22 protein-coding genes and 1 other RNA gene are annotated in these 24,866 nt (G+C 62.7%); 9 read left to right on the top strand and 14 right to left on the bottom strand.

Annotation, left to right across the window (positions count from 1 at the left end):
- Window positions 1–270 precede the first annotated feature (270 nt).
- The 3 genes from ACW4DH_RS05095 (at window position 271) to ACW4DH_RS05085 (ending at window position 2,256) form a co-directional block, all read left to right on the top strand.
- Window positions 271–1,440 (top strand): zinc-dependent alcohol dehydrogenase, encoded by a 1,170-nt coding sequence (locus ACW4DH_RS05095; protein ID WP_459635278.1) that lies wholly within the window; start codon window positions 271–273, stop codon window positions 1,438–1,440.
- Between the two features lie 22 nt (window positions 1,441–1,462).
- Window positions 1,463–2,032, top strand: a complete 570-nt coding sequence (locus ACW4DH_RS05090) for a hypothetical protein (RefSeq protein ID WP_459635277.1) — start codon at window positions 1,463–1,465, stop codon at window positions 2,030–2,032.
- Window positions 2,033–2,106: 74 nt separating this feature from the next.
- A complete protein-coding gene (locus tag ACW4DH_RS05085) occupies window positions 2,107–2,256 on the top strand; it encodes a hypothetical protein (RefSeq protein ID WP_459635276.1) in 150 nt (49 codons plus the stop codon).
- 86 nt (window positions 2,257–2,342) lie between these two features.
- On the opposite strand, the gene ACW4DH_RS05080 is transcribed toward ACW4DH_RS05085, so the two are convergent.
- The 5 genes from ACW4DH_RS05080 to glyQ all read right to left on the bottom strand — a co-directional run bounded on the left by ACW4DH_RS05080 (window position 2,343) and on the right by glyQ (window position 8,436).
- Window positions 2,343–3,320 (bottom strand): alpha/beta fold hydrolase, encoded by a 978-nt coding sequence (locus ACW4DH_RS05080; RefSeq protein ID WP_459635275.1) that lies wholly within the window; start codon window positions 3,318–3,320, stop codon window positions 2,343–2,345.
- 281 nt (window positions 3,321–3,601) lie between these two features.
- Window positions 3,602–4,654 carry an SDR family oxidoreductase gene (locus ACW4DH_RS05075; RefSeq protein ID WP_459635274.1) on the bottom strand — a complete coding sequence of 351 codons (1,053 nt, stop codon included), beginning with the start codon at window positions 4,652–4,654 and terminating at the stop codon, window positions 3,602–3,604.
- A gap of 11 nt (window positions 4,655–4,665) precedes the next feature.
- On the bottom strand, window positions 4,666–5,262 hold the full coding sequence (gene gmhB, locus ACW4DH_RS05070) for a D-glycero-beta-D-manno-heptose 1,7-bisphosphate 7-phosphatase (protein WP_459635273.1): 597 nt from the start codon (window positions 5,260–5,262) through the stop codon (window positions 4,666–4,668).
- A 142-nt stretch (window positions 5,263–5,404) separates the two neighbouring features.
- A complete protein-coding gene (gene glyS, locus ACW4DH_RS05065) occupies window positions 5,405–7,471 on the bottom strand; it encodes a glycine--tRNA ligase subunit beta (protein ID WP_459635272.1) in 2,067 nt (688 codons plus the stop codon).
- Window positions 7,472–7,473: 2 nt separating this feature from the next.
- Window positions 7,474–8,436: a glycine--tRNA ligase subunit alpha gene (glyQ, locus tag ACW4DH_RS05060; protein ID WP_459635271.1), complete on the bottom strand. Its 963-nt coding sequence runs from the start codon at window positions 8,434–8,436 to the stop codon at window positions 7,474–7,476.
- 149 nt (window positions 8,437–8,585) lie between these two features.
- Between glyQ and rfaD the strand changes: the two genes are divergently transcribed.
- Window positions 8,586–9,545, top strand: a complete 960-nt coding sequence (gene rfaD / locus ACW4DH_RS05055) for an ADP-glyceromanno-heptose 6-epimerase (RefSeq protein ID WP_459635270.1) — start codon at window positions 8,586–8,588, stop codon at window positions 9,543–9,545.
- Window positions 9,538–10,590 carry a lipopolysaccharide heptosyltransferase II gene (gene waaF, locus ACW4DH_RS05050; protein ID WP_459635269.1) on the top strand — a complete coding sequence of 351 codons (1,053 nt, stop codon included), beginning with the start codon at window positions 9,538–9,540 and terminating at the stop codon, window positions 10,588–10,590. The genes rfaD and waaF overlap by 8 nt, the downstream gene beginning before the upstream one ends.
- Here the strand turns inward: waaF and ACW4DH_RS05045 are convergent.
- The 5 genes from ACW4DH_RS05045 to ACW4DH_RS05025 form a co-directional block, all read right to left on the bottom strand.
- Complete coding sequence (locus tag ACW4DH_RS05045; protein WP_459635268.1) at window positions 10,583–12,151, bottom strand: sulfatase-like hydrolase/transferase; 1,569 nt, start codon at window positions 12,149–12,151, stop codon at window positions 10,583–10,585. The genes waaF and ACW4DH_RS05045 overlap by 8 nt on opposite strands.
- A 145-nt stretch (window positions 12,152–12,296) precedes the next feature.
- Window positions 12,297–13,361, bottom strand: coding sequence for a glycosyltransferase family 4 protein (locus tag ACW4DH_RS05040; protein WP_459635267.1), 1,065 nt, complete (start codon window positions 13,359–13,361; stop codon window positions 12,297–12,299).
- Between the two features lie 9 nt (window positions 13,362–13,370).
- Window positions 13,371–14,174 (bottom strand): glycosyltransferase family 2 protein, encoded by an 804-nt coding sequence (locus tag ACW4DH_RS05035; RefSeq protein ID WP_459635266.1) that lies wholly within the window; start codon window positions 14,172–14,174, stop codon window positions 13,371–13,373.
- A gap of 8 nt (window positions 14,175–14,182) precedes the next feature.
- On the bottom strand, window positions 14,183–16,039 hold the full coding sequence (locus ACW4DH_RS05030; protein ID WP_459635265.1) for a DUF3413 domain-containing protein: 1,857 nt from the start codon (window positions 16,037–16,039) through the stop codon (window positions 14,183–14,185).
- Window positions 16,036–16,767 (bottom strand): 3-deoxy-D-manno-octulosonic acid kinase, encoded by a 732-nt coding sequence (locus tag ACW4DH_RS05025; RefSeq protein ID WP_459635264.1) that lies wholly within the window; start codon window positions 16,765–16,767, stop codon window positions 16,036–16,038. Before ACW4DH_RS05025 ends, ACW4DH_RS05030 begins: the two co-directional genes overlap by 4 nt.
- On the opposite strand from ACW4DH_RS05025, the gene ACW4DH_RS05020 reads away from it, so the two are divergent.
- Genes ACW4DH_RS05020 through waaA form a run of 3 tightly spaced genes read left to right on the top strand, consistent with a single transcriptional unit; the run spans window position 16,766 to window position 20,643 of the window.
- Window positions 16,766–17,917, top strand: coding sequence for a glycosyltransferase family 9 protein (locus ACW4DH_RS05020; RefSeq protein WP_459635263.1), 1,152 nt, complete (start codon window positions 16,766–16,768; stop codon window positions 17,915–17,917). The two genes, ACW4DH_RS05025 and ACW4DH_RS05020, sit on opposite strands and share 2 nt — an antisense overlap.
- Entirely contained in the window at window positions 17,907–19,337 is a 1,431-nt protein-coding gene (gene hldE, locus ACW4DH_RS05015; protein ID WP_459635262.1) for a bifunctional D-glycero-beta-D-manno-heptose-7-phosphate kinase/D-glycero-beta-D-manno-heptose 1-phosphate adenylyltransferase HldE, read from the top strand. Before ACW4DH_RS05020 ends, hldE begins: the two co-directional genes overlap by 11 nt.
- A complete protein-coding gene (gene waaA / locus ACW4DH_RS05010) occupies window positions 19,327–20,643 on the top strand; it encodes a lipid IV(A) 3-deoxy-D-manno-octulosonic acid transferase (RefSeq protein ID WP_459635261.1) in 1,317 nt (438 codons plus the stop codon). The genes hldE and waaA overlap by 11 nt, the downstream gene beginning before the upstream one ends.
- A gap of 42 nt (window positions 20,644–20,685) precedes the next feature.
- On the opposite strand, the gene rpiA is transcribed toward waaA, so the two are convergent.
- Window positions 20,686–21,354: a ribose-5-phosphate isomerase RpiA gene (gene rpiA, locus ACW4DH_RS05005; RefSeq protein ID WP_459635260.1), complete on the bottom strand. Its 669-nt coding sequence runs from the start codon at window positions 21,352–21,354 to the stop codon at window positions 20,686–20,688.
- 158 nt (window positions 21,355–21,512) lie between these two features.
- Between rpiA and ilvA the strand changes: the two genes are divergently transcribed.
- Complete coding sequence (ilvA, locus tag ACW4DH_RS05000) at window positions 21,513–23,027, top strand: threonine ammonia-lyase, biosynthetic (protein WP_459635259.1); 1,515 nt, start codon at window positions 21,513–21,515, stop codon at window positions 23,025–23,027.
- A 449-nt stretch (window positions 23,028–23,476) separates the two neighbouring features.
- On the opposite strand, the gene ACW4DH_RS04995 is transcribed toward ilvA, so the two are convergent.
- The 3 genes from ACW4DH_RS04995 to ACW4DH_RS04985 all read right to left on the bottom strand — a co-directional run bounded on the left by ACW4DH_RS04995 (window position 23,477) and on the right by ACW4DH_RS04985 (window position 24,698).
- The gene (locus tag ACW4DH_RS04995) at window positions 23,477–24,136 is read right to left on the bottom strand and encodes a 5-formyltetrahydrofolate cyclo-ligase (protein ID WP_459635258.1); all 660 of its coding nucleotides are present in this window, start codon (window positions 24,134–24,136) and stop codon (window positions 23,477–23,479) included.
- A non-coding RNA gene (gene ssrS, locus ACW4DH_RS04990) (6S RNA) lies at window positions 24,137–24,315 on the bottom strand.
- 68 nt (window positions 24,316–24,383) lie between these two features.
- On the bottom strand, window positions 24,384–24,698 hold the full coding sequence (locus ACW4DH_RS04985; RefSeq protein WP_459635257.1) for a cell division protein ZapA: 315 nt from the start codon (window positions 24,696–24,698) through the stop codon (window positions 24,384–24,386).
- Window positions 24,699–24,866: the final 168 nt, after the last annotated feature.

Raw genomic sequence — 24,866 nt, 5'->3', positions numbered from 1 at the left:
TTATGTCGCCCCACCACCACGCGATGCTTTCGCTGTCGTATCGTTGCGCGTATTCGGTCCCCACGCCAGGTAGATCTTGGCGCTATGGTCTAGGCTCTATAGGCAATGCTGCTGCGTCCAGCGCGCCTCTACGAAGCTGAGCGGTTGCAGCAGCGGTATTCTTGCGCTTCTGCTCCGTCGTGCCTATTGCAGGCTCGACGTTGGGCGAAGGGCGGATCATGGATTGACCCTGCCCCGCAATGGGGAAAATCGATGTCAGAGAGGTAACGCATGAAAGCTCTTTGTTGGCATGGAAAGACCGACGTCCGCTATGACACGGTTCCCGATCCCGAGATCGAACATGGGCGCGATGCGATCATCAAGGTGAGCAGTTGCGCCATCTGCGGTTCCGATATGCATCTCTATGACCATTTCATTCCCGGCATGCAGTCGGGAGACGTGCTGGGCCATGAATTCATGGGCGAGGTCATGGAGGTCGGGGCCGATAACAAGAAGCTCAAGGTGGGCGATCGCATCGTCGTGCCCTTCACCATCTTCTGTGGAGAGTGCGAGCAGTGCCGGCGCGGCAATTTTTCGGTCTGTGAACGTTCCAACCGTAACAAGTCTCTGGCCGACAAGGCGTTCGGCCACGGCGGCGCGGGTCTGTTTGGTTATTCTCACCTGACAGGTGGCTACGCCGGCGGCCAGGCCGAGTACGTACGTGTGCCGTTTGCCGATACCACTCACGTCAAGGTACCGGATAGCCTCACTGACGAGCAGGTGCTGTTTCTGGGGGACATTTTTCCCACCGGTTGGCAGGCCGCGGCGCAGTGCGATATCCAGCCGACCGACACGGTAGCGATCTGGGGTGCCGGCCCGGTCGGGCAGTTCTGTATCCGGAGTGCCGTGCTGCTCGGCGCGCGCCAGGTCATCGTCATCGATAATGTGCCTGAGCGTTTATCCATGGCCGAGGCCGGTGGGGCGATCACCATCGACTTCAGCCATGAGAGCGTACTCGAAAGGCTCAATGAGTTGACCCACGGCAAGGGCCCCGAGAAGTGCATCGATGCCGTGGGGCTCGAAGCGCACGCCACGCGCTCGCTCGACTCGGTCTATGATCGCTTCAAACAGGCGACCATGATGGAGTCCGACCGCGCTCACGTGCTGCGGGAAATGATCTATGTATGCCGCCCTGCAGGTGTGTTGTCGATCCCCGGCGTGTATGGCGGACTGGTCGACAAGATCCCCATGGGCGCGCTGATGAACAAGGGATTGACGGTACGTACCGGGCAAACGCACGTGAACCGCTGGACCGACGACCTGCTGCGGCGTATCGACGAGGGGCAGATCGACCCCTCTTTTGTCATCACGCACACCGTGGGCCTCGAGCAAGGGCCGGAAATGTACAAGACGTTCCGTGACAAGCAGGACGGCTGTGTCAAGGTCGTGCTCAAGCCCTGATGTGCGAGACGAGGAGGTGACCATGAAAGACCTGGAATATAGCCGCTACTCGAAGCACGGCGCCGTGTCCCGCGACAGCTCGATGAGTGGCGCGGACAAGTTGGCCCGCGGCCTCGGCTGGTTCAGCATCGGTCTGGGACTCGTTCAGCTATGCGCGCCGCGCAAACTGACCCAGGCACTGGGCGCAGAGGGGTGTGAGCGGCTGGTGCAGGCTTGCGGCGCACGCGAGATCGCGTGTGGGATCGGCGCATTGACGGATAATCCCGCCCCGGCGATCTGGGCGCGTGTTGGCGGTGATGCGCTGGATCTGGCGGGGCTGACGATGCTCTACACGCCGGACAATCCCAAGCGGGGCAATGTCGGCTGGACGATGACCGCGATGCTGGCCACTACGGCGCTGGATACTTACTGTGCCCAGTCCCTGAACAAGCGCCACAAGGCTCACAGTCCTGCAGCCGCGGTGTATGATTATGCTGATCGCAGCGGTTTTCCCTACCCGGCAAAAGCCATGACCGGCAAGGCCAGCGATTTCGAAGTCCCTGTCGACATGCGCGCCACACCGCCGATGATGGCCTATCCCTCAATGTCCTGACGAGAGTCGTCAAGAGACTATCCCGCCTGGGCCCGGCGCAATGCCGGGCCTTTTCGAGGGCGGGCCTTCGGAATATGAGCCATTATCATGGCCACGATGGCTTCCTGACTTTCTCCCAGGCCAAGAGTGTCTTCTCGCGTGGTCGCATCAGTAGCACCCGGCCGGTTTATCCGCCCTATGGTGGTTGGATACAGCGCCTGAACAGCCGGCTCTATCTCAAGTAAGCCCATGAGCGTCACTCTCACCAGCATCATTGTCAGCTTCGTGCGCATCCATCGTATGTTTCACGTGAAACGTACATGGTGATATTTCAGAAGTCCCTGCGTCGTTCGCCGAAGACTTTCTGTGCCATGCGCTGGATAAAGCTTGCTGCCTGGTTCGGGTGGGTTATCGGAATCATGTGCCCGAGCCCATCGATAAGCTCGAGATCCAGATCCGGTACCTTCTGTACCATGGCGCAACCGTTACGCTGGTAATCGAGGATATGATCCTCGGTGCCATACAGGACGCCGATGGGCACGGTTAGCTCGGTGTAGCGCTCCTGCATGCCGGGAAGGTGGGTATGAATCGAGACCAGATCGAGTGAGGTGGAGTAGAAACTCTGCGGGCGCAGGCTCAAAAGCCCTCCGCCGCGGGTGCCAAAGTCCTCGGGAGGAAGCTGCGGGGCGAATACCCAGCCGAGCATTTCCCGACTCTTGCGAATCGACATGGGCGTGGCGAGCGTCCAGGCAATCAATCTGCGCTTGAAGGCGGATTCGATGGCAAGCCCTTTGAAGGCCTGCGGGACCTCCTGCTGAGTGTGCGTCAGCGGAGCAATCAGCGCGAGCCCGCCAACACTCTGCGGATACTCCAGGGCGAGAGCCAAGGCGATGGCACCCCCTAGTGAATGCCCGACGACTAACGGCCTGTCGAGCCGCCGGGCCTGGATGAAGTCATGGAGTATCCGAGCCTGTTCTAGGGGGCGTGCCGAGGCGTCAGCGTGGCGTGTCGAATAGCCTGATCCCGGGCGGTCGACGGCCAGTAGATGGAAACCGTCGGATAGCTGCGCGAAAAGGGCGTAGGTCGAGTGATGCAGCTGCCCGCCGAGACCGTGAATCAACACGATTGGCGGCCCCGATCCCTTTTCGACGAAATGCAGACGCGCGCCTTCGACATCCATATATTGCCCGCTGGCTGGGACCGCTGCTTCCACCTTGCGCGCAACGTGGGCAGTGAAGACGGCAAGTCCCGTGCCCGCCAGCACTACCAGCATGACAAGAATGGCAATGATCGTCAGAAGTGTCGTCATGGTTCAGTCTGCCTTGTAAATACGAAAATCGCCCGATTGGGTGTGGCGCAGGCGGTGCTGCAACTTGAGTACCATGCCGGGTCAGGATGTCGCATTGCGCCCGTTGACATCTGATATCCGCTGCGACAGCCGCCGGCCTGCCAGCTCCCGCAGTGACTCATTGAGGGGGAGTGCAGCGTCTGGTCTGTCGGTGGAAGAGTGGAGTCACTTCTTGAGACATCCTTGGCATGTTTCACGTGAAACATGCCAAGGATGCTCGGGGACGTATAGCTCATGCAGGATCAGGGAATGATGCGGTGCCTCTTCAGGTTGTCGAGCGCCTCGAGCAGGGTCTGGCGCGCCTCGCGGGTTTCGGTGAAGCCGTGGCGGTGGATCTTGTTGACGTCGGAAATGACATCCGTCTGCGTATTGAAGATGAAATCGCCGAAGTCCCAGCCGATCAGCTTGTCGAGATCCGGCTCGACCAGATCGTGGCGTTCGGCGAGCTGACGCCAGATTTCGCTCTTATCGGCCATATGCTTGGCCAGGTTGAGCGGCACGGGCGGGGCGGTAGCGAGTCCTAGATGATCGGCAACATCCTGCCATAGGCGCTCCCAACGGAACACGTCGCCATTGGTCACGTTAAAGGCTTCGCCAGCGATGTTCGCAGTGGTGGCCGCCCAGACGCTGGCGCGGCCGAGCAGGTCGGCATCGGTGAATTGCATGAGCACGCGGTAGGCCGTCTCGCTGCCCGGGTAGCGCATCGGCACGCCGAGTTCACGGGACAGCTCGGCGAACACCCCGACCACCAAGGCAATATTCATGGGGTTGCCATAGATGTGCCCATCGACCACCACGTCGGGGCGTAGCGCCACATAGTCCCAGCTGGCCTGCGCGGCACGCCTGGCCAGCATCGCCTCCTGCGCCTGATAGAGGTTGGGCGGCATATGGCTGGGATCGTCCTCGCGTGCCGGTGTCGGCACCTTGGCGCCCAGATGAATGCCATAGATCTTGAAGCCTTGGTAGATCACCACGCGCTCCAGTGGGGCACCGGCCTTTTCCAGGGCGTTGAGTAGATCATCGAGCATCAGCGCGTTGCGTCCGGCCTCGATGGACAAGTCTTCGTCAGGCGACAAGGCAGCGTAGAACAGGTGCGTGGTATCGCTGGCCTGTTCGGTGATGGCCTTGAGCGTAGCTTCGGCATTGGTGAGATCGGCGCAGATTGTCTCGATATCGGCAATCGGGCGTCGCGCGAGCCCCTTGACCTGGGCACCATGTGCCTTCAGGGCGCGGTAGGCTCCATGACCGATGATACCGCTGGCACCGGCAATCAATGCCTTCATGGGCGTCGCCATATTGAATCTCCTTATTCTACGTTCACGGGGCGGCTGAGCAAATGCGCGGCGAATGCCGCCAAATCATCGAATATCCATGCCTGTCCCAGGTGCCCCCTGGCTTCGGTCTGCTTGCCCTTGCCGGTGCGCACCAGTACCGGCCGGCAATCCTTGGCCGTGCCGGCCTGCAGGTCGCGAAGACTGTCTCCGACCATCCAGGCACCTGCCAGGCTTTCCAGCTTCAAAGCCGCCTGGATCTGTTCGAGCAGTCCGGTCCGGGGCTTGCGACAGTGGCAGTTATCATCGGGACCATGCGGACAGTAGGCGACATGCGCGATTTCACCACCGGCCTCGTGCACCAGTGACAGCATGCGTTCATGTATGCGAGCCAGCTCGGCCTCGCCATAATAGCCGCGGGCGATACCCGACTGATTGGTCGCGACGGCAATCTTCCAGCCTCCTTGCGACAGCTGTGCGATGGCCTCGATCGCCTGGGGATAGGGGATCCACTCATCAACCGATTTGACGTAGGCATCCGAGTCCTCATTGATGACGCCATCTCGGTCAAGGATGATTAGCTTCTGAGGCAAATCATCTTCATCGGGCGTCGAGAGGGGTTGCTGGGACATTAACAAGGGTCTCGTGGGGCGTTTCACATGAAACAAGCATGGCGCAGCTCGGCGCAGGTTTCACGTGAAACATGGTGGGCTTGGTGCAAGACGATGAAAGCCGGCATCGCCGGCTTTCATCGTTGCAAGTCGCAGTGGAGCGTTACTGTTGGAGTTCGGCGATATCCGCCACTTCGAGAAACAGTCCCTGGAGGCTGGCGAGCAGGGCCAAGCGGTTGCGGCGTACGGCTTCGTCATCGGTCATGACCATGACGTCATCGAAGAAGGTATCCACCGGCGCGCGCAGGGCCGCCAGAGCATCCAGTGCCTCGCTGTAGCGCGCCTCGGCGAATAATGGTGCCACTTCGCGGCGGCGTGCTGCGAGCGATTCGGCCAAGGCCTGCTCGGCGTCTTCCTGCAGCAGCGCGGCGTCCACGCTAGCGCTGATCTCGTGTCCCTGCTTGGCCAGGATATTGGCAACCCGCTTGTTGGCAGCCGCCAGTGCAGCGGCTTCCTCGCGCCGGGTGAAGGCGTCCACGGCACGGATGCGTCGCGCAAAATCCAGGGGCCGGGTGACCGGACGCGAGCGTACGGCGAGATAGACCTCGACGGCAATGCCTTCATCCTGAGTCCAGGCACGGAAGCGATCGAGCATGTACTCAAGCACCTCGTCAACCAACCCCTCGGCCTTGGGAAGATCACGATGCTGAGCGGCGGCCTGCTCGAGCAATGCGCGCAGGTCGAGATCGAGCTCGGCCTTGATCAGGATGTTGAGCACGCCGATGGCCGCACGGCGCAAGGCGAAGGGATCCTTGGCACCGGTGGGGCGCGCCCCGATACCGAAGATGCCCGTCAGGGTGTCGAGGCGGTCGGCCAGGGCCAGAGCGAGTCCGGTCCGAGTCCGGGGAATCTCGTCGCCGGCGAAGCGCGGCAGGTACTGTTCGTGAATCGCCTCGGCGACGGCCTCGGGCTCGCCATCATGGCGGGCATAGTAGGTACCCATGATGCCCTGCAGCTCGGGGAATTCGAGCACCATCTCGGTGACCAGGTCGCACTTGGCGAGTTGCGCGGCGCGTCCGGCATGTTCCACGTCGCCATCGATGCGCTCGGCGATGTAACGGGCTACGGCGTCGCTGCGATCGGCCTTGTCGGCCAGGCTGCCGAGTTGCTGCTGGAATACCACGCTGGACAGCTCGTCGCGGCGCGAGACCAGCGTCCGCTTGAGGTCGGTCTCGTAGAAGAACGCAGCATCGGCCAGCCGCGGACGAATGACCTTCTCGTTACCGGCAATGACCTGTTGGGGATCGGCGCTATCGATATTGGCCAAGGTGATGAACAGCGGCTTGAGCTTGTCGTCGTCATCGAGCAGGTGAAAATACTTCTGGTTGGCCTTCATCGATGAGATCAGGCACTCCGCAGGCACGGCAAGGAAGCGTTCATCGAAACTGCCGGTGAGGGCCACCGGCCACTCCACCAGACCATTGACCTCGTCGAGCAGCGTCTCGTCGATGATGGCGCGGGCTTCCTGAACCTCGGCTTCGGCGAGGACCTGCTCGCGGATGCGCTCGCGCCGGCGCTGCATGTCGGCGAGGACATAGGCGTTTTCCAGCGCGCCGAGATAGTCATCGGCATGCGCCAGCGAAAGGGCCTGCGGCGCATGGAAACGGTGACCGTAGGTCAGGCGGTCGGCTTCCAGCCCCAGTATGCTTGCGGGCACCACATCGCTGCCGTAGAGCATGACCAGCCAGTGCACCGGGCGAGAGAATTCGATGCGCGACGCGCCCCAGCGCATGTTCTTGGGAACCGGCAGATTCGCGACGACCTTGGCGAGCATGTCGGGGAGCAGCGCCGTGACCGCTTCGCCCTGCTGCTGAACGCGATAGCCCAGCCAGGTTCCCTTATCGGTTTCCAGGTGGATCAGTTCGTCGACGCTGACGCCGCAGGAACGGGCGAAGCCCTGGGCGGCCTTGGTCGGCTCGCCATCCTTGAACGCCGCGGCCAGTGCCGGACCGCGACGCTCGATCTCGCGATCGGGCTGTTTGCCTTCGAGCTGTTCGATGCTTACTGCCAGGCGGCGCGGCGTGGCGTAGGCTTGGGCGCGGGCAAAGGGAATCTCGGCCTCGCGCAGCGCGGCGGTGACACCGTCGCGCAGCGCGCCTGCCAGCGAGGCAATGGCACCCGGCGGCAGTTCCTCGACGCCCAGTTCGATGAGTAGGGTATTGGCTGCCATGCTCACGCATCTCCCTCTTGTGACAACGGCTCCTGGCCGAGAATTTCCTGACGCAGCGATTCGGGGGCCATGGGGAACCCGGCGGCTTTGCGCGATTCGTAGTAGACCTGGGCGACGTCACGGGCCATGGTGCGCACGCGCAGAATGAAGCGCTGGCGCTCGGTCACGGAAATGGCATGGCGGGCGTCGAGCATATTGAACGTATGCGAGGCCTTGAGCACCCGCTCGTAGGCGGGCAGCGGCAGGCGGGCCTCGAGCAGGCGGGCGCACTCGCTTTCGAGCTGATCGAAGCTGGCAAACAGCGCGGGCACATCGGCATGCTCGAAATTGTAGGCGGACTGCTCGCGCTCGTTCTGCAGGTAGACGTCGCCGTAGGTGACCTGGCTGCCATCCGGGGCGATGGCCCACACCAGGTCGTAGACGCTGTCGACATCCTGCAGGTACATGGCGATACGCTCGAGGCCGTAGGTCAGCTCGCCGGTGACCGGGTAGCACTCGATGCCGCCGGCCTGCTGGAAGTAGGTGAACTGGGTCACTTCCATGCCGTTGAGCCAGACTTCCCAGCCCAGCCCCCAGGCGCCCAGCGTCGGCGATTCCCAGTTGTCCTCGACGAAGCGGATGTCATGCACCTGCGGGTCGATGCCAAGACGCTCCAGGGAGCCCAGATACAGCGCCTGCAACTCCAGCGGGGAAGGCTTCATGACCACCTGGAACTGATAGTAGTGCTGCAGGCGGTTGGGGTTTTCGCCATAGCGCCCGTCGGTGGGGCGCCGCGATGGCTGTACGTACGCGGCATTCCAGGTTTCGGGACCGATGGCATGCAGGAACGTCGCCGGGTGAAAGGTGCCCGCGCCGACCTCCATGTCCAGTGGCTGCATGATCACGCAGCCCTTTTCGGCCCAGTACTGCTGCAGGGCGAGGATCAGGCCCTGAAAGGTTTTCACGTCTGGCGTCGACTGTGTCATTGGTGAAGCACCATTGGCCCATGAATTCAAGAACCGCCAAGTATACAATTACCCGTTAACCGGTTATAGGCACCGGGAAGAATGACTCGGCATTCCGGGGCGTGCGAGGCCGGATCCATGGTGCGCAGCAACAGGATAGGGGAACAGACATGATCGTAGTGACAGGCGGTGCCGGCTTCATCGGTGCCAATCTGGTCAAGGCACTCAATGCTCGCGGACACTCGGATGTGCTGGTGGTCGATGATCTCAGCGACGGCACCAAGTTCGTCAATCTAGCCGATTGCACCCTGGGCGACTATCTGGACAAGGACGACTTCCTGTCCCGGGTGCAAGCGGCGCTACGCGGCGAGGAGAGCGGCCTGCCGCCCATCGAGGCGATCTTCCACGAGGGCGCCTGCTCGGACACCACCGAGTGGGATGGCAAGTTCATGCTCGCCAACAACTTCGAGTACTCCAAGGTGCTGTTGCACTATTGTCAGAGGCGCGGCATTCCTTTCCTGTATGCCTCGTCGGCGGCAACCTATGGGGGGAGCGAAGTCTTCGTCGAAGCGCCCGAGTTCGAAAAACCCCTCAATGTCTACGGCTATTCCAAGCTGTTGTTCGACCAGTACGTGAGAAGCCGCTGGGATAGCCTGACCAGTCAGGTTGTAGGTTTTCGCTACTTCAACGTCTATGGACCGCGCGAACAGCACAAGGGCAAGATGGCCAGCGTCGCGTTCCATCACCATACCCAAGTGAGCCGTGGCGAGAATCCGCGCCTGTTCGGCGCCTGGGAGGGCTACGCGGCCGGCATGCAAAGCCGCGATTTCATTTATGTCGGTGACGTAGTCGACGTCAACCTGTGGTTTCTCGACCATCCCGAGAAATCCGGAATCTTCAATCTGGGCACCGGCCGTGCCGAGCCCTTCAAGGCCATCGCCGAGACGGCGATCGACTACTACGGAAAGGGCGAGATCGAATACATCGATTTTCCCGACGAGCTCAAGGGACGTTACCAGAGCTATACCCGCGCCGATATTTCCCGCCTGCGTAAAGCCGGATATACCGCCGAGTTCAAGACGGTGGCCGAAGGCGTGCGCGCGTATCTGGAATGGTTAAATAATGAGTGAAGCAGTGACAGCGGGCGGTGAGCGTATCCTGGTGGTAGGACCGTCCTGGGTCGGTGACATGGTCATGGCCCAGAGTCTGTTCAAGACGCTCAACACGCATCGCCCCGGCTGTTCAATCGCTGTCCTCGCCCCGGCCTGGTCACAGCCGATCCTGGCGCGCATGCCGGAGGTCGACGAGGCCATTGCGCTGGATGTGAAGCACGGTGAGTTCGGCTGGCAGACCCGTCGGCAGGTGGCGCGCGCGCTCAAGGGGCGCTTCGATCAGGCGCTCGTTCTGCCGCGTTCCTGGAAGTCGGCACTGGTGCCGTTTCTGGCGGGCATCCCCAAACGGATCGGGTTTACCGGAGAGCAGCGCCTGATGTTGCTCAACGAGCGCCGCTCGCTGGACAAGACGGTACTCGACCAGACCGTGAAGCGCTTCGTGTCGCTGGGCCTGCCGCAAGCCCAGGTGCGCGACGGCGATTTTCCCATTCCGTTTCCGCGCCTCGCGGTGGACAAGGAGAACCAGTTAGCGTTGCGCATGCAGCTGGGGTTATCGTTTCGCCCGGCCATCGGCATGATGCCGGGGGCCGAGTTCGGGCCTTCCAAGCAGTGGCCGTTGGCTTCCTTCCGAGCCCTGGCCGAGCGGCTGGCGGTGGAGGGCTTCGAGGTGCGGGTGTTGGGCGGCCCCAAGGATGTCGCCGCCGGGGAGGCCATCAGTTCGGGCCTGACGCATGTGCACAATCTTTGTGGCAAGACGCAACTGGCCGATGCCGTGGATCTGCTCGCCGACTGCCGTCAGGTGGTGACCAATGACTCCGGCCTGATGCATGTGGCAGCGGCGGTGGGCACACGCATTCAAGCGTTGTACGGCTCCACTTCGCCGGACTACACGCCGCCGCTGACGGACAACGCCGAGATCCATATGCTGGGCCTGGACTGCTCGCCCTGTTTCCAGCGCAGCTGCCCGCTGGAGCATCACCACTGCCTGCGACTACTGGGGCCTGAGCGCGTGTTCGCAGCGGTGATGAACGCCGAGGCCACCGGCGCGTCGGGAATCAATTGACGCCTTTCCACATGTGTTGTTGCAGGGCGCTTTCCACCCGCATGCGATCGTTGATCTTCTCCAGGCCGTAACGCTCGACCAGGGTCGGACTATTGGACAGCAGCGACACCCCGAGCCCGGCGCGATGGTTGTGCAGCCGATAGCCCATGGCCTCGAGCACGGTGGGGTAGACGTCGACCATGGACGCATCGCGATGCATCACCTTGCCTTCGGGAATACCCTTGCCAAGCATCAGGAAGGTGTTTTCGCGGGGGCCGACGACGAGCTGCTGCCAGGCGGAGTTTCTCATCGAGAGATGATCGCTGGCGACCACCACCAGGGTGTTGTCGAGCAGTCCTTCACGTGCCAGGCGCTCCACGAAACGCCGTGCCAGCCAGCCAGTGCATTTCACCGAATACAGAATGTCTTCGCCATCGAAATCGCCTTGTTGTTCACGGCAGGACTGGGCGGGGTTGCCGAAAGGCGGGTGTGCAGCCAGGGTCAGGCCGACGAACGCGAACGGCTGTGGCTGGGCCGCCAGGTCGCGAATCCGCGCTACCGCCATGTCGAGCAGGGTGTCGTCGAACAAGCCCCAGTCGTTGAGATAATCCGGCGGCGATACCTGGCCTTCCAGTTCGTCACGCCCGAGTACGGTATCGAAGCCGTGACCTTTATAGAACTTGGCCTTGCCGGCAAAGCGGGTGCTGGCCCCGCCCATGAAAGTCAGTTGGTAGCCGCGTTGACTCAGGATGTCGCCCAGGCAGGTGACGTTGGGGAGTACCTCGTCGAGGGGCTCGAACTGATTGTCATGGACCAGCCCGGCAGGAATCAGCGGCACGCCGCACTGCGAGGCGGCCATTCCCGCCATGGTCCAGCCGGTATTGTCGAGTTGGCGGATACCCTGAATGACCGTGCCCTGGCGGCCCAGGGCCGTAAGGTCGGCGTAGGCCTCGCCGAAGCGCTGGCGGTCGGCATAGGTGCGCTCCGTACTTTCCAGATACAGATAGATCAGGTTGGGAGGATGGCTCGGCTGAGTCTCGACCTGGGGCTTGCGGTAGCGTTGTTCCAGCCAGTTATTGTCATCGCCTACCACGGCGGCGCCACGGAGCGACAAACCGAACAGCAGCGGGTTCAACGCCAGCAGGAACAGCGCCAGTACCCGTTCCCAGAGTCGCCAGCGATGATCGACGCGCACCAGCCAGGTAACCGCCGACAGCATCACCAGCGCTGCCAGGGTATAGAGAATTCCCACTATGATACGTTCGGTTCCGCCACTTTCGGTGATACCGGCCTGAAGATGAAAGATGACCGCCCCGAGATCGACATTGCCAAAACTCGCGGCCAGGTAGACATAAACCCACCATAAAGCCAGCGGCAGTAGCGTCCAGGGCCAGACACGCCGTGACGTGGCGCGCTGGCGGGGATGGCCCCAGCGAAACTTCCCGGCTAGCGCCAACCACAGGGCAATGACCGGCAGCGACCACCACCAGTGCAACGGGACGCTGATCACCAGGGCATGGCCTAGGCACACGCCAATATAAGTCAGTGCGCACCAGCGAAGGGTGCCACGGGGAATCAACATTTTCGCATCATCCATGAGTGCCGACATCGAGGGTAACATTACTGTTTGATGACGGACATTAAAGCGCCAGGTTCCGCTGGCAATGAAATTTTATGCCGGACGCGGGCGAGAGAGCCTATCCTCCACCGCCCCGAACCCCACCCTGTCAGCCCCGCGATGCCTGCCTCGGCGCATGGCCGAGCAAGCGCCGGTACAGGGCCAGATAGGCTTCGCCCATCGCCTCCGGGGTGAAACCGCTCAGACGACGTCGGGCCTCTTCGGCCAGGCGAGCGCCGCACGCCGGGTTATCGATCAGTCCGGCGATACCCGCTGCCAGAGCCGCACCATCCTCGGCGGGCACCAGCACACCGCTCACCTGGTCGACGACAATATCCGGAATGCCATCCACATTGGCGGCGACGATGGGCACGCCGTGGTCCATGACATCCAGCAGGATCGAGCCGAGTCCCTCGTTGCGTGACGGAAAGGCGAACAGCTGCATGTTTTCGAGATAATCACCCACGTTGGGATGGAAACCTTCCCAGATCAGATTATCAAGATCGCGACTCTCGGCGTGAAGTGCCTCGGCGTCTTCGCCCTGTCCCAGGCAGACGAACAGCAGATCGGGATGGCTGGAACGCAGGCGCCGGGCCGCCTCGATCAACAGCCGTTGCCCTTTGTGGCGGTCGACCAGCGCGCCAATGTGACCGACGACCCGGCGGCCGGCGAAGCGCTGACGCAGAGCGGCGACCCGTGCCGGATCGCTGGGCAGGTGCGCCAGTGCGCTGGGAATCCGGGCCACCGGACACCAGCCGCGCTCCGTAAGGTGTCGCTCGATGACCGAGGAGATCCCCACTGCACAGGCGGCGGCGCGATAGGTCCGGCGGTTGAACGGCTTGTCCTTGATCGGCTGAGGCACGCGCCGGGTCAGCACGTAGGGGATGCCGCGCAGCCGGTGCTGCAGGTAGGCCCAGTGTACGGCCTTGGCCTCGTGGGCGTGGACCACATCGGCGCGCATGCCACGTCCATGGCCCGCCAGCTGAGAGTTGGCAGCGATGAGCGTGACCGGCAGGTCGGCGATCTCGTCACGCAGCGGCGAGTCCTGACGGCACACCAGCGACTGGTGGATACCCTGCTCGGCGAGGGCGCGGATCAACAGAGCGGTCTGGCGCTCGCCGCCTCGGAACCCGCGTGCCAAGTTGACGTGGCGGATATGCAAGTGAGTGCTCATTAACCCTTTTCACCAGATGTTGTCGAAGTTCTCGGCCTCGCGCACTTTGGCGTCGCGCTGAAACTCGAGCAGCTTGGCGTACTTGAGATAGGCATTTACCGCCGCCGAGAGCGCCACGGAAAATCCATCGACCCCCGAGGAGAAGCCTCGCTGAAAGAGGTATTTGCGTACAAAGGCATTGGCGCCATGGACGACCGGCGACAGCGTGCTGGCACGCTTGCCCTTGAGATACATGATCTTGGCGGCGCGGCTGGAAAAGCGCCCGCCGGCCTTGGTGAACAGTTCGGCCAGGTTGGTGAAGGAGTAATGCTCGATATCGACGTCGAGCCTGACGGGGTCGCGTGCCTGCACCGAAGCATGCTGGCGGGTCTCGGAGAAAGCGGTACGGGTACGGTCGTACAGCCGCAGGCAGTAATCCGGGTACCAGCCACAGGTCTTCACCCAGCGCGAGCCGATGAAGTTGCGCCGGCGCAGGGCAAAACCGTCGTGGGCGGTGGTGTCGAGATCGAGCCCTGCAAGCGTCGCCACGGCCGCATCGGTCAGGCGCTCATCGGCATCGAGAGACAGCACCCAACGGTGAGTGGCGTGTTGCGGTCCAACGTTCTTCTGCGGCCCGTCGCCCAGGTAAGGCTGCTCGATCACGCGGGCGCCGGCATGCGCCGCCAACTCGCGCGTGGCATCGCTCGACCCCGAATCGACCACGATCAACTCATCGCAGACTCGCGCCAGCGAGGCCAGGCAGGCCTCGATGTTGTGGGCTTCGTTGAGCGTGATCACCACACCGGTGATTCTTGTTGCCTGGTGGTCCGTCATGCCGTTCCCTAGTCGAAGAAGCGCTTCATGGTAGTCACCGCCTCGAGCACGGCGGGGGAAAAGGTCTGTTCGGGCAATGGATTCAGCTGCGGATCGACGACTTCCCAACCTCCAGTGCCGTCGATCACGGTGATGCGTTCGTCTTCGATGATGCCGTAGTCCAGATAACTGCTCGCCATCACCCAGTCGTGGTCCAGCGAGGCATCGAGCATGTCCTGGCCCTGGCTGTAGTCGCTGCTGGGGTTGCGACAGCCCAGAGCATGCGTCATCAGTGTCGGCGCCACGTCGAGATGACTGGTGGTGCCGGCATGCTCGCCCGGCGCGATGCCGGGGCCGCTGAGAATCATCGGCACCTGGGTCTGCGGCGCTGCGAAGTGACTGTTGTGGCCCCAGTAGTTGCGACCGAAGTCATTGAAGGACTGACCGTGGTCAGCGGTCACGACCAGCACGGTATTCTGCCATTCGCCGCTGGCCTTGAGGTCGGCGATGACATCGCCGATCAGACCGTCGTCATAGTGCACCGAGTTACGGTGCAGGTTGAAATAGGGCGTTGGATCGGTATCCGGTCCGAGGTTCAGGTACCCCATCGACTCAGCGGCGGGCTGGAAGGGCGCGGCGGCTTCATCCGGCACGCTGTAGCCGTGCGGTGCATCGAAGAACAGCAGGCCGAACCAGGGCGTGTCGGGGGTGGTCGCGTGATGCTCGGCTTGCCACGCCAACCACTCCTGAGTCATGTTGCGGTCGCGCTCGGCCGGGGTGTCGCCTGGGGTGGAGAGGCGCAGGTCGGGGACGGAAGCGAAGATCGTGCGGTCGAAGCCGACACCGTCCAGGCTCGCCGCGGAGAAGATGCCCAGCGCATAATCCTGCTGCTGCAACTGGGTCAGCAGCAACGCCGGGGTCTGGGTGTCGTCGATCAGATGGTAATAATTGCCGGTCAGGCCGTAGAACAGGCTCATCATCCCGTTGCGGGTAGCATTGCCACCGCTGTAATGCTCGCGGTACACGCGGCCTTGCCCGGCGAGTGCGTGATACAGCGTGGGCGTGACATCGGGGCCATACTCGTCATGGCGCCATGAATCGATCACGATAAGCAGAATATTCGGTGGCGTCTCCGATGGCGTGCAGGTCAGCGGCGCCTTCGGCCAGTTGAGACTGTCGGCGTTGCCCCCGGCGATATCGGTCCGCGCCGCACGGGCTGCACGAGGGTCGAGCCAGCCATGCTCTTCCATGAAGTCCTTGGCGGTGGCGGGAAACAACAGCGGAAAGATGCCGACCTGCTGGGTGACGCTGCGTTGATAGCGGGCGTCGGCAACGACGTGGATGACGTGACTGCCCAGCATCGCCAGCATCAGGCCGGCCACGACGCGCCACACCGGCAGCTTCCAGGCCCGGGGGGAGGCGAACAGGCGCATGGCCAGCCAAGCCTCTAGAAGGAACAGCCCCAGCGCCACGCCGGCAAACACCAGCCAGGTGGAAAGAGGGAAGCTGAAAATTTCGCCGTTCTTGTCGTTGATCACCAGCGCAACCATGAACTGGTTGATATGGAAGCGGTACTGGGCATAGACGCCACTATCCAGCAGCAGTAACCACAACCCGGCGGAGGACAGCAGTGCTGCCGGTATCCATAGCACCTTGCGCGGCAGACAGAGTGCTAAGGCGCCGAAGGGGAGCCAGGCAAGCAGCGTCAGCAGGGCGAAGTGGCCGATCCAGGTCAGCACCAGATAGCTGACGCCGAGCAGGTCGTCGGGGGCTTCGAGATAGGGCACGTAGCGCAGGGCGATCAGCCACACCAGCAACAGGTTGACCAGGGTGAAAACAAGACTGGCACGCAGCTGGCGCCGGGGTCGTGAAAGGGTAGCGGTCATGAAGGGTCAGCGAGTCCGGGATGAGAGTGATAACCGTGGTTGATGAGATGCAGCAGCCTCTCGCCTCTGTCGGGGGCAAAGCGTTCCAGCGAGCGTCCCAGCCGTTGCAGGTTGGCTTGCTGCCAGGCGCCGGGGGGACGCAGACGGCAGCGGTCGAGGTCGATCAGCCAGACCCGCCCGTCGGGGGTCACCAGCAGATTGCGCGCGTTGAGATCGACGTGATCCAGGCCCGCGTCATGAAAGCGCCGGATCGTGGCGCCGACCCGAGCCAGCAACGCCGCGTCGGCTTGAGCCAGATGATCGGCCAGGGTCGCCGCGCCGGCGAGACGCTGCGTCAGCAGCGCTGCCTCGTAGACAGGGCCCTGGCGCCATACGCACGCACCCACCGGGCGCGGCACCGGCAGGCCCTGGTCATATAGCGTGCGCGTCAGGCGCATCTCGCGAAAGGCGCGGGTGCGCTCCAGGCCGCTCCAGACATAGCGCGACGCACTCAGGCGGGCGATCAATCCGCCGCGACGATAGGGGCGCAGCACCCATTGTTCGTGTCCGGCACGCACAAACAGGCTGCTGCCTCGTCCCGGTGCTTGGCCCGTTACCGCATTGCGCGCTTGCCAGAAGGCGGGCGTGAACCAGTCGGCATCGATTTGTGGCGCCACCGGGGCGTCACATAGAATGTGCGCATCATATAGAATGAATGTCTTTCTTTTCTGGAACGTTGCCAATCGCATGAAGCATCCTCTGCCCGCCCGTCCCGCGCATATCGGTGTGCTGCGACTTTCCGCGCTGGGTGACGTCTGCAACCTGGTGCCTACCGTTCGCGCCCTGCAGCGCCAATGGCCCGAAGCCCGCATCACCTGGATCATCGGCAAGGGGGAGCACAGTTTACTTTCCGGTCTCTCCGGGGTCGAGTTCGTGGTGTACGACAAATCCACCGGGCTGGCCGGCATGCGCGATATCTGGCGACAGCTCAGCGATACACGCTTTGACGTGCTACTGCATATGCAACAGGCGCTGCGCGCCAGCGTGCTCTCGCTGGGGCTCAAGGCGGCGGTACGAGTCGGCTACGACAAGGCGCGCGCCAAGGACCGCCAGCATTGGTTCACCCATCGCCAGCTGGTGCCGCATCCTCGGGCGCACGTGCTGGAATCGTTCATGGATTTCGCGCGACTGTTGGGCGTCGAGGTGCCCGAAGCGGCTCAGCTCGAGTGGCAGCTGCCGATACCCGAGAGTGCCTATGCCGAGGCGCTCCGCCTCACCGGCGAGACGCCGTACGTGGCCATCAGCCCCTGCGCCAATCCGCGGCTGCGCAATTTCCGCAACTGGTCCGCCGAAGGGTACGCCGCGCTCATCGAGCATGCCTGGACTCAGCATGGGCTGATCACGGTAATGACCGGTGGCGGCAGTCCCCAGGAGCGCGAGATGGGCGCACGCATTCGCGCCCAGGCCGACCCGCGAGCCGTCATCGACGCGATTGGCGCCACCTCGTTGAAGGGACTGCTGGCGCTGCTCGACCGGGCTCGTATGGTGGTGGCTCCCGATTCCGGCCCGGTGCACATGGCCAATGCCTTGGGCACACCGACGCTGGGGCTATATGCCACCACCAATCCCGACCGCGCGGCGCCCTACCGCTGGCGTGCGTATGTGGTCAACCGGTATCCTGATGCCGTGCGGACCTACCTGCACAAGGCGCCCGACGAGGTTTCCTGGGGCCAGCGGGTACGCCACCCCGACGCCATGACCCTGATCCAGGTCGAGGACGTCGTCGCCCAGTTCGAGTCGCTGCTCGCCCTGCCCGCGCCCCGCAAGGCGGTCTCCGGACGGGAAGCGTCTCACAATACTGTCCATCCTGATGCCCCGGAGTCCGACGATGAAGCTTGATTTCACTGCCCTGGAACAGGCCCGCCTGCTGGTGGTGGGGGATGTCATGCTCGACCGTTACTGGCATGGCGGCACGTCGCGAATCTCGCCGGAAGCGCCGGTACCGGTGGTCAAGGTCGAGGAGGCCGAGGATCGCCCCGGCGGCGCCGCCAACGTGGCGCTCAACATTGCCGCACTAGGCGGGCATGCGGTACTCGCCGGGCTGGTGGGAGATGACGACAATGCGGATAGGCTGACGACCTGTCTGGAAAAATCCGATGTAAGGGCTCACTTCCAGCGTAGCCCCGAGATTCCGACCATCACCAAGCTGCGCGTGATGAGTCGCAATCAGCAACTGATCCGGCTGGATTTCGAGGAGGGCCTACGCGGTGTGGATACCACCATGCTGCTCGATGAGGTCCGCGAGGCGCTGCCTCATGCCGACATCATGATTCTTTCCGACTACGGTAAGGGGACGCTCAACCGGGTGGAGGAGCTCATTGCCCTGGCGCGCGCCGCCGGCAAGCGGGTGCTGGTCGACCCCAAGGGCAGCGATTTCGGCAGGTACCGCGGCGCCAGCGTGATTACCCCCAATCTGGGCGAGTTCGAGGCGGTGGTCGGGCCGTGTCGCGACGATGACGAGCTGGCCGCCAAGGGCGAACGCCTGCGAGACGAGCTGGCGCTGGAGGCGGTACTGATCACGCGCAGCGAAAAAGGCATGACGCTGATCCGTGAAGGCCACCCCCCGCTGCATATGCCCACCCGCGCCCGGGAAGTGTTCGATGTCACCGGGGCCGGCGATACCGTGATCGGCGTACTCGGGTTGGCACTGGCGGCGGGGCACGCCTATCCCGAGGCCATGACCCTGGCCAACCTGGCCGCGGGGCTGGTCGTCGCCAAACCCGGCACCGCCACCCTATCGGTGGCCGAGCTCTACACGGCTTTGCATGGCGACAAGCTCGCTGAATTCGGTGTCATCAATGAAGCCACGCTGATAGAGGCGGTACGTGCCGCTCAGGCGCGTGGCGAGCGGGTGGTGATGACCAATGGCTGTTTCGATATTCTGCACGCCGGCCATGTCGCCTATCTGGAACAGGCACGGCGTCTCGGTGACCGCCTGATCGTCGCGGTCAACGACGATGCCTCCATCGCGCGGCTCAAGGGCCCCAAGCGGCCGATCAATGCCCTGGCGCGACGCATGCAGGTCCTGGCGGGTCTCGGCGCGGTGGACTGGACGGTGGCCTTTGCCGAGGATACACCGGCGCGGCTGATCGAGGCGGTGCTTCCCGATGTACTGGTCAAAGGCGGTGACTACCGCCCCGAAGAGATCGCCGGAGGCGACGCGGTGATAGCCCGCGGCGGAGAGGTCAAGGTGCTGGGCTTCGAGGATGGCGTCTCGACCACGGCCATGATCTCCACGATTCTCGACCGTGAGCGCTGAGGTGACGCGGCGCGTATCCTGGGCGCGGTGGCTGTACAGCGCCGCGTTGTATGCGCTTTCACCTCTGATCTGGTGGCGTGTTTGGCGTGAGTGGGCGCCCACTCATCCTCGGCGTGAGCGCCTGGGAATCGTGGATTGCCCGCACAACGCCAATATTCTCTGGCTGCATGCCGCGTCGGTGGGCGAAGTGCTGGCGGCCAAGCCGTTAATCGACAGTCTATGCACCCGCTATCCCGACCATTGCCTGGTCATCACCACCATGACGGCGACTGGCGCCGAACGGGTTCAGACCCTGTTTCCCGGTGACCATTTCCCCGTGGTGCACCATTTCCTGCCGCTGGACTTTCCCGGCGCGGCACGGCGTTTCCTGCAATGCTTGCAGCCTCGACTGGCGATCATTGTCGAGACCGAACTCTGGCCCAACCTGATGGCGGCGTGCTCGCGCCAGGGTGTTCCGGTGATCGTCGCCAATGCGCGTCTCTCCCCGCGCGGCTTTGCCGGTTATCGCCGGGTCCGTGCGCTGATGGCCGAAACCCTGTCACGCGTGGACTGGCTGGCGGCCAAGTCGGGGGAGGACGCCCAGCGTTTCATCGCCCTGGGGCTGCCCGCCGAACGCGCCCAGGTGGTCGGCTCGATCAAATACGATCTCTCCCTGGATCGCGACACCCTTCAGCGAAGCGAGCACTTACGTGCACGAATGAAGATGCGCCCGGTGTGGGTAGCAGGATCGACGCACCCCGGCGAGGATGAGCGGATTCTCGAGGCGCACGCGCTACTGCGTGAAACCTACCCTGACGCGTTGCTGATTCTGGTGCCGCGCCATCCTCAGCGTTTCGAGGCGGTATATGCGCTGTGTCAGGCCGGATGTGAAGCGCGTGACGAGCGGGTGGCGCGACGCTCCCTCGGCCAATGGCCGACGCCGGCCACCAGCGTGCTGCTGGGCGATACCATGGGCGAACTGATGGCCTTCTATGGTGCCGCTGATGTGGCGTTCGTGGGCGGCAGCCTGGTCGACATCGGTGGGCATAACCTGCTCGAGCCGGCAGCCTGCGGGGTGCCGGTCATCACCGGACCCCATCTGAGCAATTTCCAGGATATCGCCGACACGCTGCGCAATGCCGGCGCGTTGGTGGAAGTCAGCGATGCCCGCACGCTCGGCGCGGCGCTCGTCAGTCTCTTGGGCGCGGCGGATGAGCGTGAGCGCCTGGGGCGCGCCGGCGAGGCGGTGGTGGCCGCCAATCGCGGCGCGCTGGCACGCACCCTGGCGGGAATCGACGCACGGCTGGCGTCGGCGGTGCGCACCTGACGCCACATCTCAGCCACACCTCATTGCTGGGGGTGCGACGCTTCAGGTTAAACGCTGTACGCCCTCAGCCGTGCCCAGCAGCAGCACGTCGGCACCCCGCCGGGCGAACAGGCCGTTGGTGACCACGCCGACGATGTTATTGAGCCGCTCCTCCACGGCGATGGGGTCCTCGATGAGAAACTCGAAGCAATCAAGGATCTGATTGCCGTTGTCGGTGACCACGCCATCGCGGTAGACCGGCTCGGCGCCCAATTTGACCAGCTCGCGAGCCACATACGAGCGTGCCATGGGGATCACCTCGATCGGCAGCGGAAAGCCGCCGAGCACCTCGACCTTTTTCGAGGCATCGGCGATGCAGATGAAGCGTTGTGCGCAGGCGGCAACGATCTTTTCCCGGGTCAGCGCCGCACCGCCGCCCTTGATCATGGCAAAGCGCGGATCGATTTCATCGGCACCGTCGACGTATACCGGTACCGTGCCGACATGGTTGAGCTCGAAGACATCGATACCATGGCGGCGCAGCCGTTCGGCGGTGGCCTGGGAGCTGGCGACCGCGCCCTTGAAATCGTGGCGCAGCGCGGCAAGCTGGTCGATGAATTGATTGGCAGTGGAGCCGGTGCCCACGCCGATCACCACGTCGCTGGCCAGCAGCGGCTTGATCTCCTCGATGGCGGCGGCGGCGACGGCGTACTTGAGTTCGTCCTGGGTCATGGCTGTCTCGAGTTGGCGGGTGATGGGCGCCATTATAGTGGATGGCGACAGCGAACGGGACGCGTCCGCTGGACGTTGTCGCCTGCAGTCTGCTACCAATAGACGTTTGTTCGATGACCGGGCGGTCATCGATGAGGTGCGTGACTTAGGACACCAGAATGCTCGAAGAAACCGTCAAGAAAATCCTCCAGGCCCGCGTCTACGAAGCGGCCAACGAAACGCCGATCTCCAAGGCGCCTTTTCTCTCTCGCCGTCTCGACAATCAGATTCTGATCAAGCGCGAGGATTTACAGCCGGTCTACTCCTTCAAGATTCGCGGTGCCTACAACAAGATGGCTCAACTCAGCGAAGAACAGAAGGCCAAGGGCGTGATCGCCGCTTCGGCGGGCAATCACGCCCAGGGGCTGGCGATGGCTGCCAAGCAGATGGGCGTCAAGGCGATCATCGTCATGCCGCGTATCACGCCGGAAATCAAGGTACAGGCGGTGCGTGCCCGGGGCGCCAAGGTAGTGCTCAAGGGCGACGCCTTCGGCGAGGCGCTCGAGCATGCCCGGACTCTGATCGCCGAGCATGGCTATACCTACATTCCGCCTTTCGACGACGCGGACGTGATCGCCGGTCAGGGCACGGTGGCCATGGAGATCCTGCGCCAGCACACCGGCCGCCTGGACGCTATCTTCGTGCCGGTGGGCGGCGGTGGGTTGATTGCCGGCGTGGCCGCCTACGTCAAGTACCTGCGTCCGGAAATCCAGGTGATCGGGGTCGAAGCGGACGACTCCGCGTGTCTGAAGGCGGCGTTGGCTGCCGGCGAGCGCGTGGTGCTCGATCAGGTGGGCGTGTTTGCCGAAGGCGTGGCGGTGGCCCAGATCGGCGAGGCACCGTTCGAGATACTGCGCCATCATGTCGACGACGTGATCACCGTCAATGCCGACGAAATGTGCGCCGCGGTCAAGGATATCTTCGAGGATACCCGCGCCGTCGCCGAAGTTTCCGGCGCGCTGTCGCTGGCGGGGCTCAAGAAGTACATTCAGCAGACCGGAGCCCAGGGCCAGACCCTGCTATGCATCAATTCCGGCGCCAACACCAATTTCGACCGTCTGCAGCATATCGCCGAACGCACCGAGCTCGGCGAGCAGCGCGAGGCGATCCTGGCGGTGACGATTCCCGAGCGTCCCGGCAGTTTCAAGCAGTTCTGCAAGATCATCGGCAAGCGCATGGTGACCGAGTTCAATTATCGCTATGCCGATCCGCAGGAGGCGCACATCTTTGTCGGCGTCCAGGTCAAACCCGGCGGCGATGATCGCCAGGAGGTGATCCGCAAGTTGCGCGACGCCGATTATCCCGTGGAAGACCTGACCGACAACGAACTGGCCAAGTTGCACATTCGGCATCTGGGCGGCGGACGTCCCAAGGAGCATTTCAACGAGCAAGTCTATCGCTTCGAATTTCCCGAGCGTCCGGGCGCATTGATGAATTTCCTGACCCACCTGCCCGCGGATTGGAACATTTCCCTGTTTCATTATCGTAACCATGGCGCGGCTTACGGTCGGGTGCTGGTCGGCATGCAGGTCCCCAACGGCGACCGTACCCATGTCGAGGAGTATTTCGATCGGATCGGCTATCGTTACTGGAAGGAAACCGACAATGCTGCCTATCGGCTGTTCATGGCCTGACTGTGGTTATTTACAGTAGTTAAAAATGGTCAAGTAAGGTGGCTTTTCAGCAATATTTATTATCTTTTAAACAGGAAGTAACCCGAACCGTGTTCATTAATTAAAAATTAACTCAAACTTAAAAACGAGAGTTGTAAGCCTTTTCCTGTAACCCTATAGTCGAGGCGTCGTCAGGGGTGTGGCGGCGTCAACCGTGTTCGGAGCAGGAAATGAAACGTAAGCCCGATTTGGTCATGGCTTTGGTGTTGATATTTGGCCTGGGTGTCGTAGCCACCGGCTATGCACAGACCTTGATAGGAAGTTGATAGCGATAACAACTACTCGGACCTGGTCGCTTTAACCTGGCGCCTTGAACCGCTGCGAATCCTGGCCAACCGGCCGGTGGTCTCGACCACCGGCCGGTTTTCGTTTGAGGCTCTACGCAGCTTGACGATATGACACCGTCAAGGTCAGCGACGCACGATTTCTACTCCTTCGGGGCGGATGATACGGCTATCGCTGACCACGGCGTCGAGCGGGACGTCCCAACTGGCTACCGGCAGGGTGTCGACATGCTGGCAATCATGAGCCAGGCCGATCAGACGAGGGTGGGGGCGCCGCAAACGCGAGAAGGCAAAAGTGCGATCATAAAAGCCTCCCCCCATGCCCATCCGGTTACCCGCATCGTCGAAGCCCACCAGCGGTAGCAGCACCAGATCCAGCGCCCATGGCGGCAGCCGTCGGGCGCGGTGCGCGCCGTGGCGCCGATCGGGCTCGTAAATACCGAAACGGTTGCGCACCATCGGGGTGGTGTCGCGATAGGCGACGAACCACAGCTGATTCTGGGTAAAGGGACGCAATACCGGCAGATACACACTGGCTCGGCGCTTGTGCAGCCAAGAAATCAATGGTGTGGGATCGATCTCGCCATCATTGGGCAGATACAAGGCGACACGCTGGGCGCGGCGCATCTCGGGTAACTGGCGAAGCTGGCGGCATAAGGCCAATGATGCCTGGCGTCGCTGGGAGGGCGTCAGTGCGCGACGGCGACGGCGTAACTCGCGACGCAATTCGCCGCGTGCCATGAGAGACGACGATGAAATGCGAGATATCGTAACGGTTTCGCTCATGAGTTCCCCAGAGTGCCGCTGTCGTTCTGGCCCTGAACCTACTGGTTCAGGTGGGTGGCCGCCGACAGGCTATTAGGCTTTCCGTCGCACGGACATGCACACAAGCCTGGCTGGCAGCCCCCTGGGTACATCGCATAGGCTCAAGGGACGTCAACGACTGGCGTACACCCCAGGGAACATCTTCATCCTAACAGAGGATGTACGTCAGCCCCAAGACACCTGTGCGATCTTGATGCTTGGAGGCCCTTCAACCTTCATCCAACGAGCTGACGGGGGTGCTCGCCAGGGCCTTTTCCAGGCGGGCCGCCAGCTTTTCCAGGTTCTCGTCGTTGGCACGCTGCGCATCCATGGCCTGGATGAGCTCATGGGTGATATTGAGTGCTGCCATGACGGCAATCTTTTCTGCGCCGATGATCTTGCCGCGGGCATGGATGCCATGCATGGCGCGATCCAGATAGCGTGCCGCGCGGTTGAGCTGAGCTTGCTCCTCCGGCGGGCAGGCGACGACGTAGGGTCTGCCCAGCAGACTGATCTCGGTGGTGGGACGCGAAGCGTCGGTCATGGCATCGCTCCACAACGGGCCAAGTCCGGGCCCGGTAAGGTAAGATGATGGGATGTTTTCACGCGTTCGGCAGCATGCAGGACAATGCCGCGCACCGGGCGCGACGTCTCGAGCAATCCGGCTTTTCGACAAAGCCGTCGCTTGGGCCACTATAGAGAGCCGCCCCAT

It is taken from the genome of Halomonas sp. WWR20, assembly GCF_054602495.1.
The sequence above is the reverse complement of the archived record's forward strand: the minus strand, read 5'-3'. Positions and strand labels throughout refer to the sequence as shown.

What these genes read in the sequence shown, in the direction of transcription:
- ACW4DH_RS05035 (WP_459635266.1), bottom strand. Translation starts at nt 14,174, where the DNA reads ATGACGGACCACCAGGCAACAAGAATCACCGGTGTGGTGATCACGCTC.
- glyS (WP_459635272.1), bottom strand. Translation starts at nt 7,471, where the DNA reads ATGGCAGCCAATACCCTACTCATCGAACTGGGCGTCGAGGAACTGCCG.
- rfaD (WP_459635270.1), top strand. Translation starts at nt 8,586, where the DNA reads ATGATCGTAGTGACAGGCGGTGCCGGCTTCATCGGTGCCAATCTGGTC.
- ACW4DH_RS04995 (WP_459635258.1), bottom strand. Translation starts at nt 24,136, where the DNA reads ATGAGCGAAACCGTTACGATATCTCGCATTTCATCGTCGTCTCTCATG.
- ACW4DH_RS05045 (WP_459635268.1), bottom strand. Translation starts at nt 12,151, where the DNA reads ATGTTGATTCCCCGTGGCACCCTTCGCTGGTGCGCACTGACTTATATT.
- ACW4DH_RS05080 (WP_459635275.1), bottom strand. Translation starts at nt 3,320, where the DNA reads ATGACGACACTTCTGACGATCATTGCCATTCTTGTCATGCTGGTAGTG.
- ACW4DH_RS04985 (WP_459635257.1), bottom strand. Translation starts at nt 24,698, where the DNA reads ATGACCGACGCTTCGCGTCCCACCACCGAGATCAGTCTGCTGGGCAGA.
- waaF (WP_459635269.1), top strand. Translation starts at nt 9,538, where the DNA reads ATGAGTGAAGCAGTGACAGCGGGCGGTGAGCGTATCCTGGTGGTAGGA.
- ACW4DH_RS05095 (WP_459635278.1), top strand. Translation starts at nt 271, where the DNA reads ATGAAAGCTCTTTGTTGGCATGGAAAGACCGACGTCCGCTATGACACG.
- rpiA (WP_459635260.1), bottom strand. Translation starts at nt 21,354, where the DNA reads ATGACCCAGGACGAACTCAAGTACGCCGTCGCCGCCGCCGCCATCGAG.
- ilvA (WP_459635259.1), top strand. Translation starts at nt 21,513, where the DNA reads ATGCTCGAAGAAACCGTCAAGAAAATCCTCCAGGCCCGCGTCTACGAA.
- ACW4DH_RS05085 (WP_459635276.1), top strand. Translation starts at nt 2,107, where the DNA reads ATGAGCCATTATCATGGCCACGATGGCTTCCTGACTTTCTCCCAGGCC.
- hldE (WP_459635262.1), top strand. Translation starts at nt 17,907, where the DNA reads ATGAAGCTTGATTTCACTGCCCTGGAACAGGCCCGCCTGCTGGTGGTG.
- gmhB (WP_459635273.1), bottom strand. Translation starts at nt 5,262, where the DNA reads ATGTCCCAGCAACCCCTCTCGACGCCCGATGAAGATGATTTGCCTCAG.
- ACW4DH_RS05025 (WP_459635264.1), bottom strand. Translation starts at nt 16,767, where the DNA reads ATGCGATTGGCAACGTTCCAGAAAAGAAAGACATTCATTCTATATGAT.
- ACW4DH_RS05075 (WP_459635274.1), bottom strand. Translation starts at nt 4,654, where the DNA reads ATGGCGACGCCCATGAAGGCATTGATTGCCGGTGCCAGCGGTATCATC.
- ACW4DH_RS05020 (WP_459635263.1), top strand. Translation starts at nt 16,766, where the DNA reads ATGAAGCATCCTCTGCCCGCCCGTCCCGCGCATATCGGTGTGCTGCGA.
- ACW4DH_RS05030 (WP_459635265.1), bottom strand. Translation starts at nt 16,039, where the DNA reads ATGACCGCTACCCTTTCACGACCCCGGCGCCAGCTGCGTGCCAGTCTT.
- ACW4DH_RS05090 (WP_459635277.1), top strand. Translation starts at nt 1,463, where the DNA reads ATGAAAGACCTGGAATATAGCCGCTACTCGAAGCACGGCGCCGTGTCC.
- glyQ (WP_459635271.1), bottom strand. Translation starts at nt 8,436, where the DNA reads ATGACACAGTCGACGCCAGACGTGAAAACCTTTCAGGGCCTGATCCTC.
- ACW4DH_RS05040 (WP_459635267.1), bottom strand. Translation starts at nt 13,361, where the DNA reads ATGAGCACTCACTTGCATATCCGCCACGTCAACTTGGCACGCGGGTTC.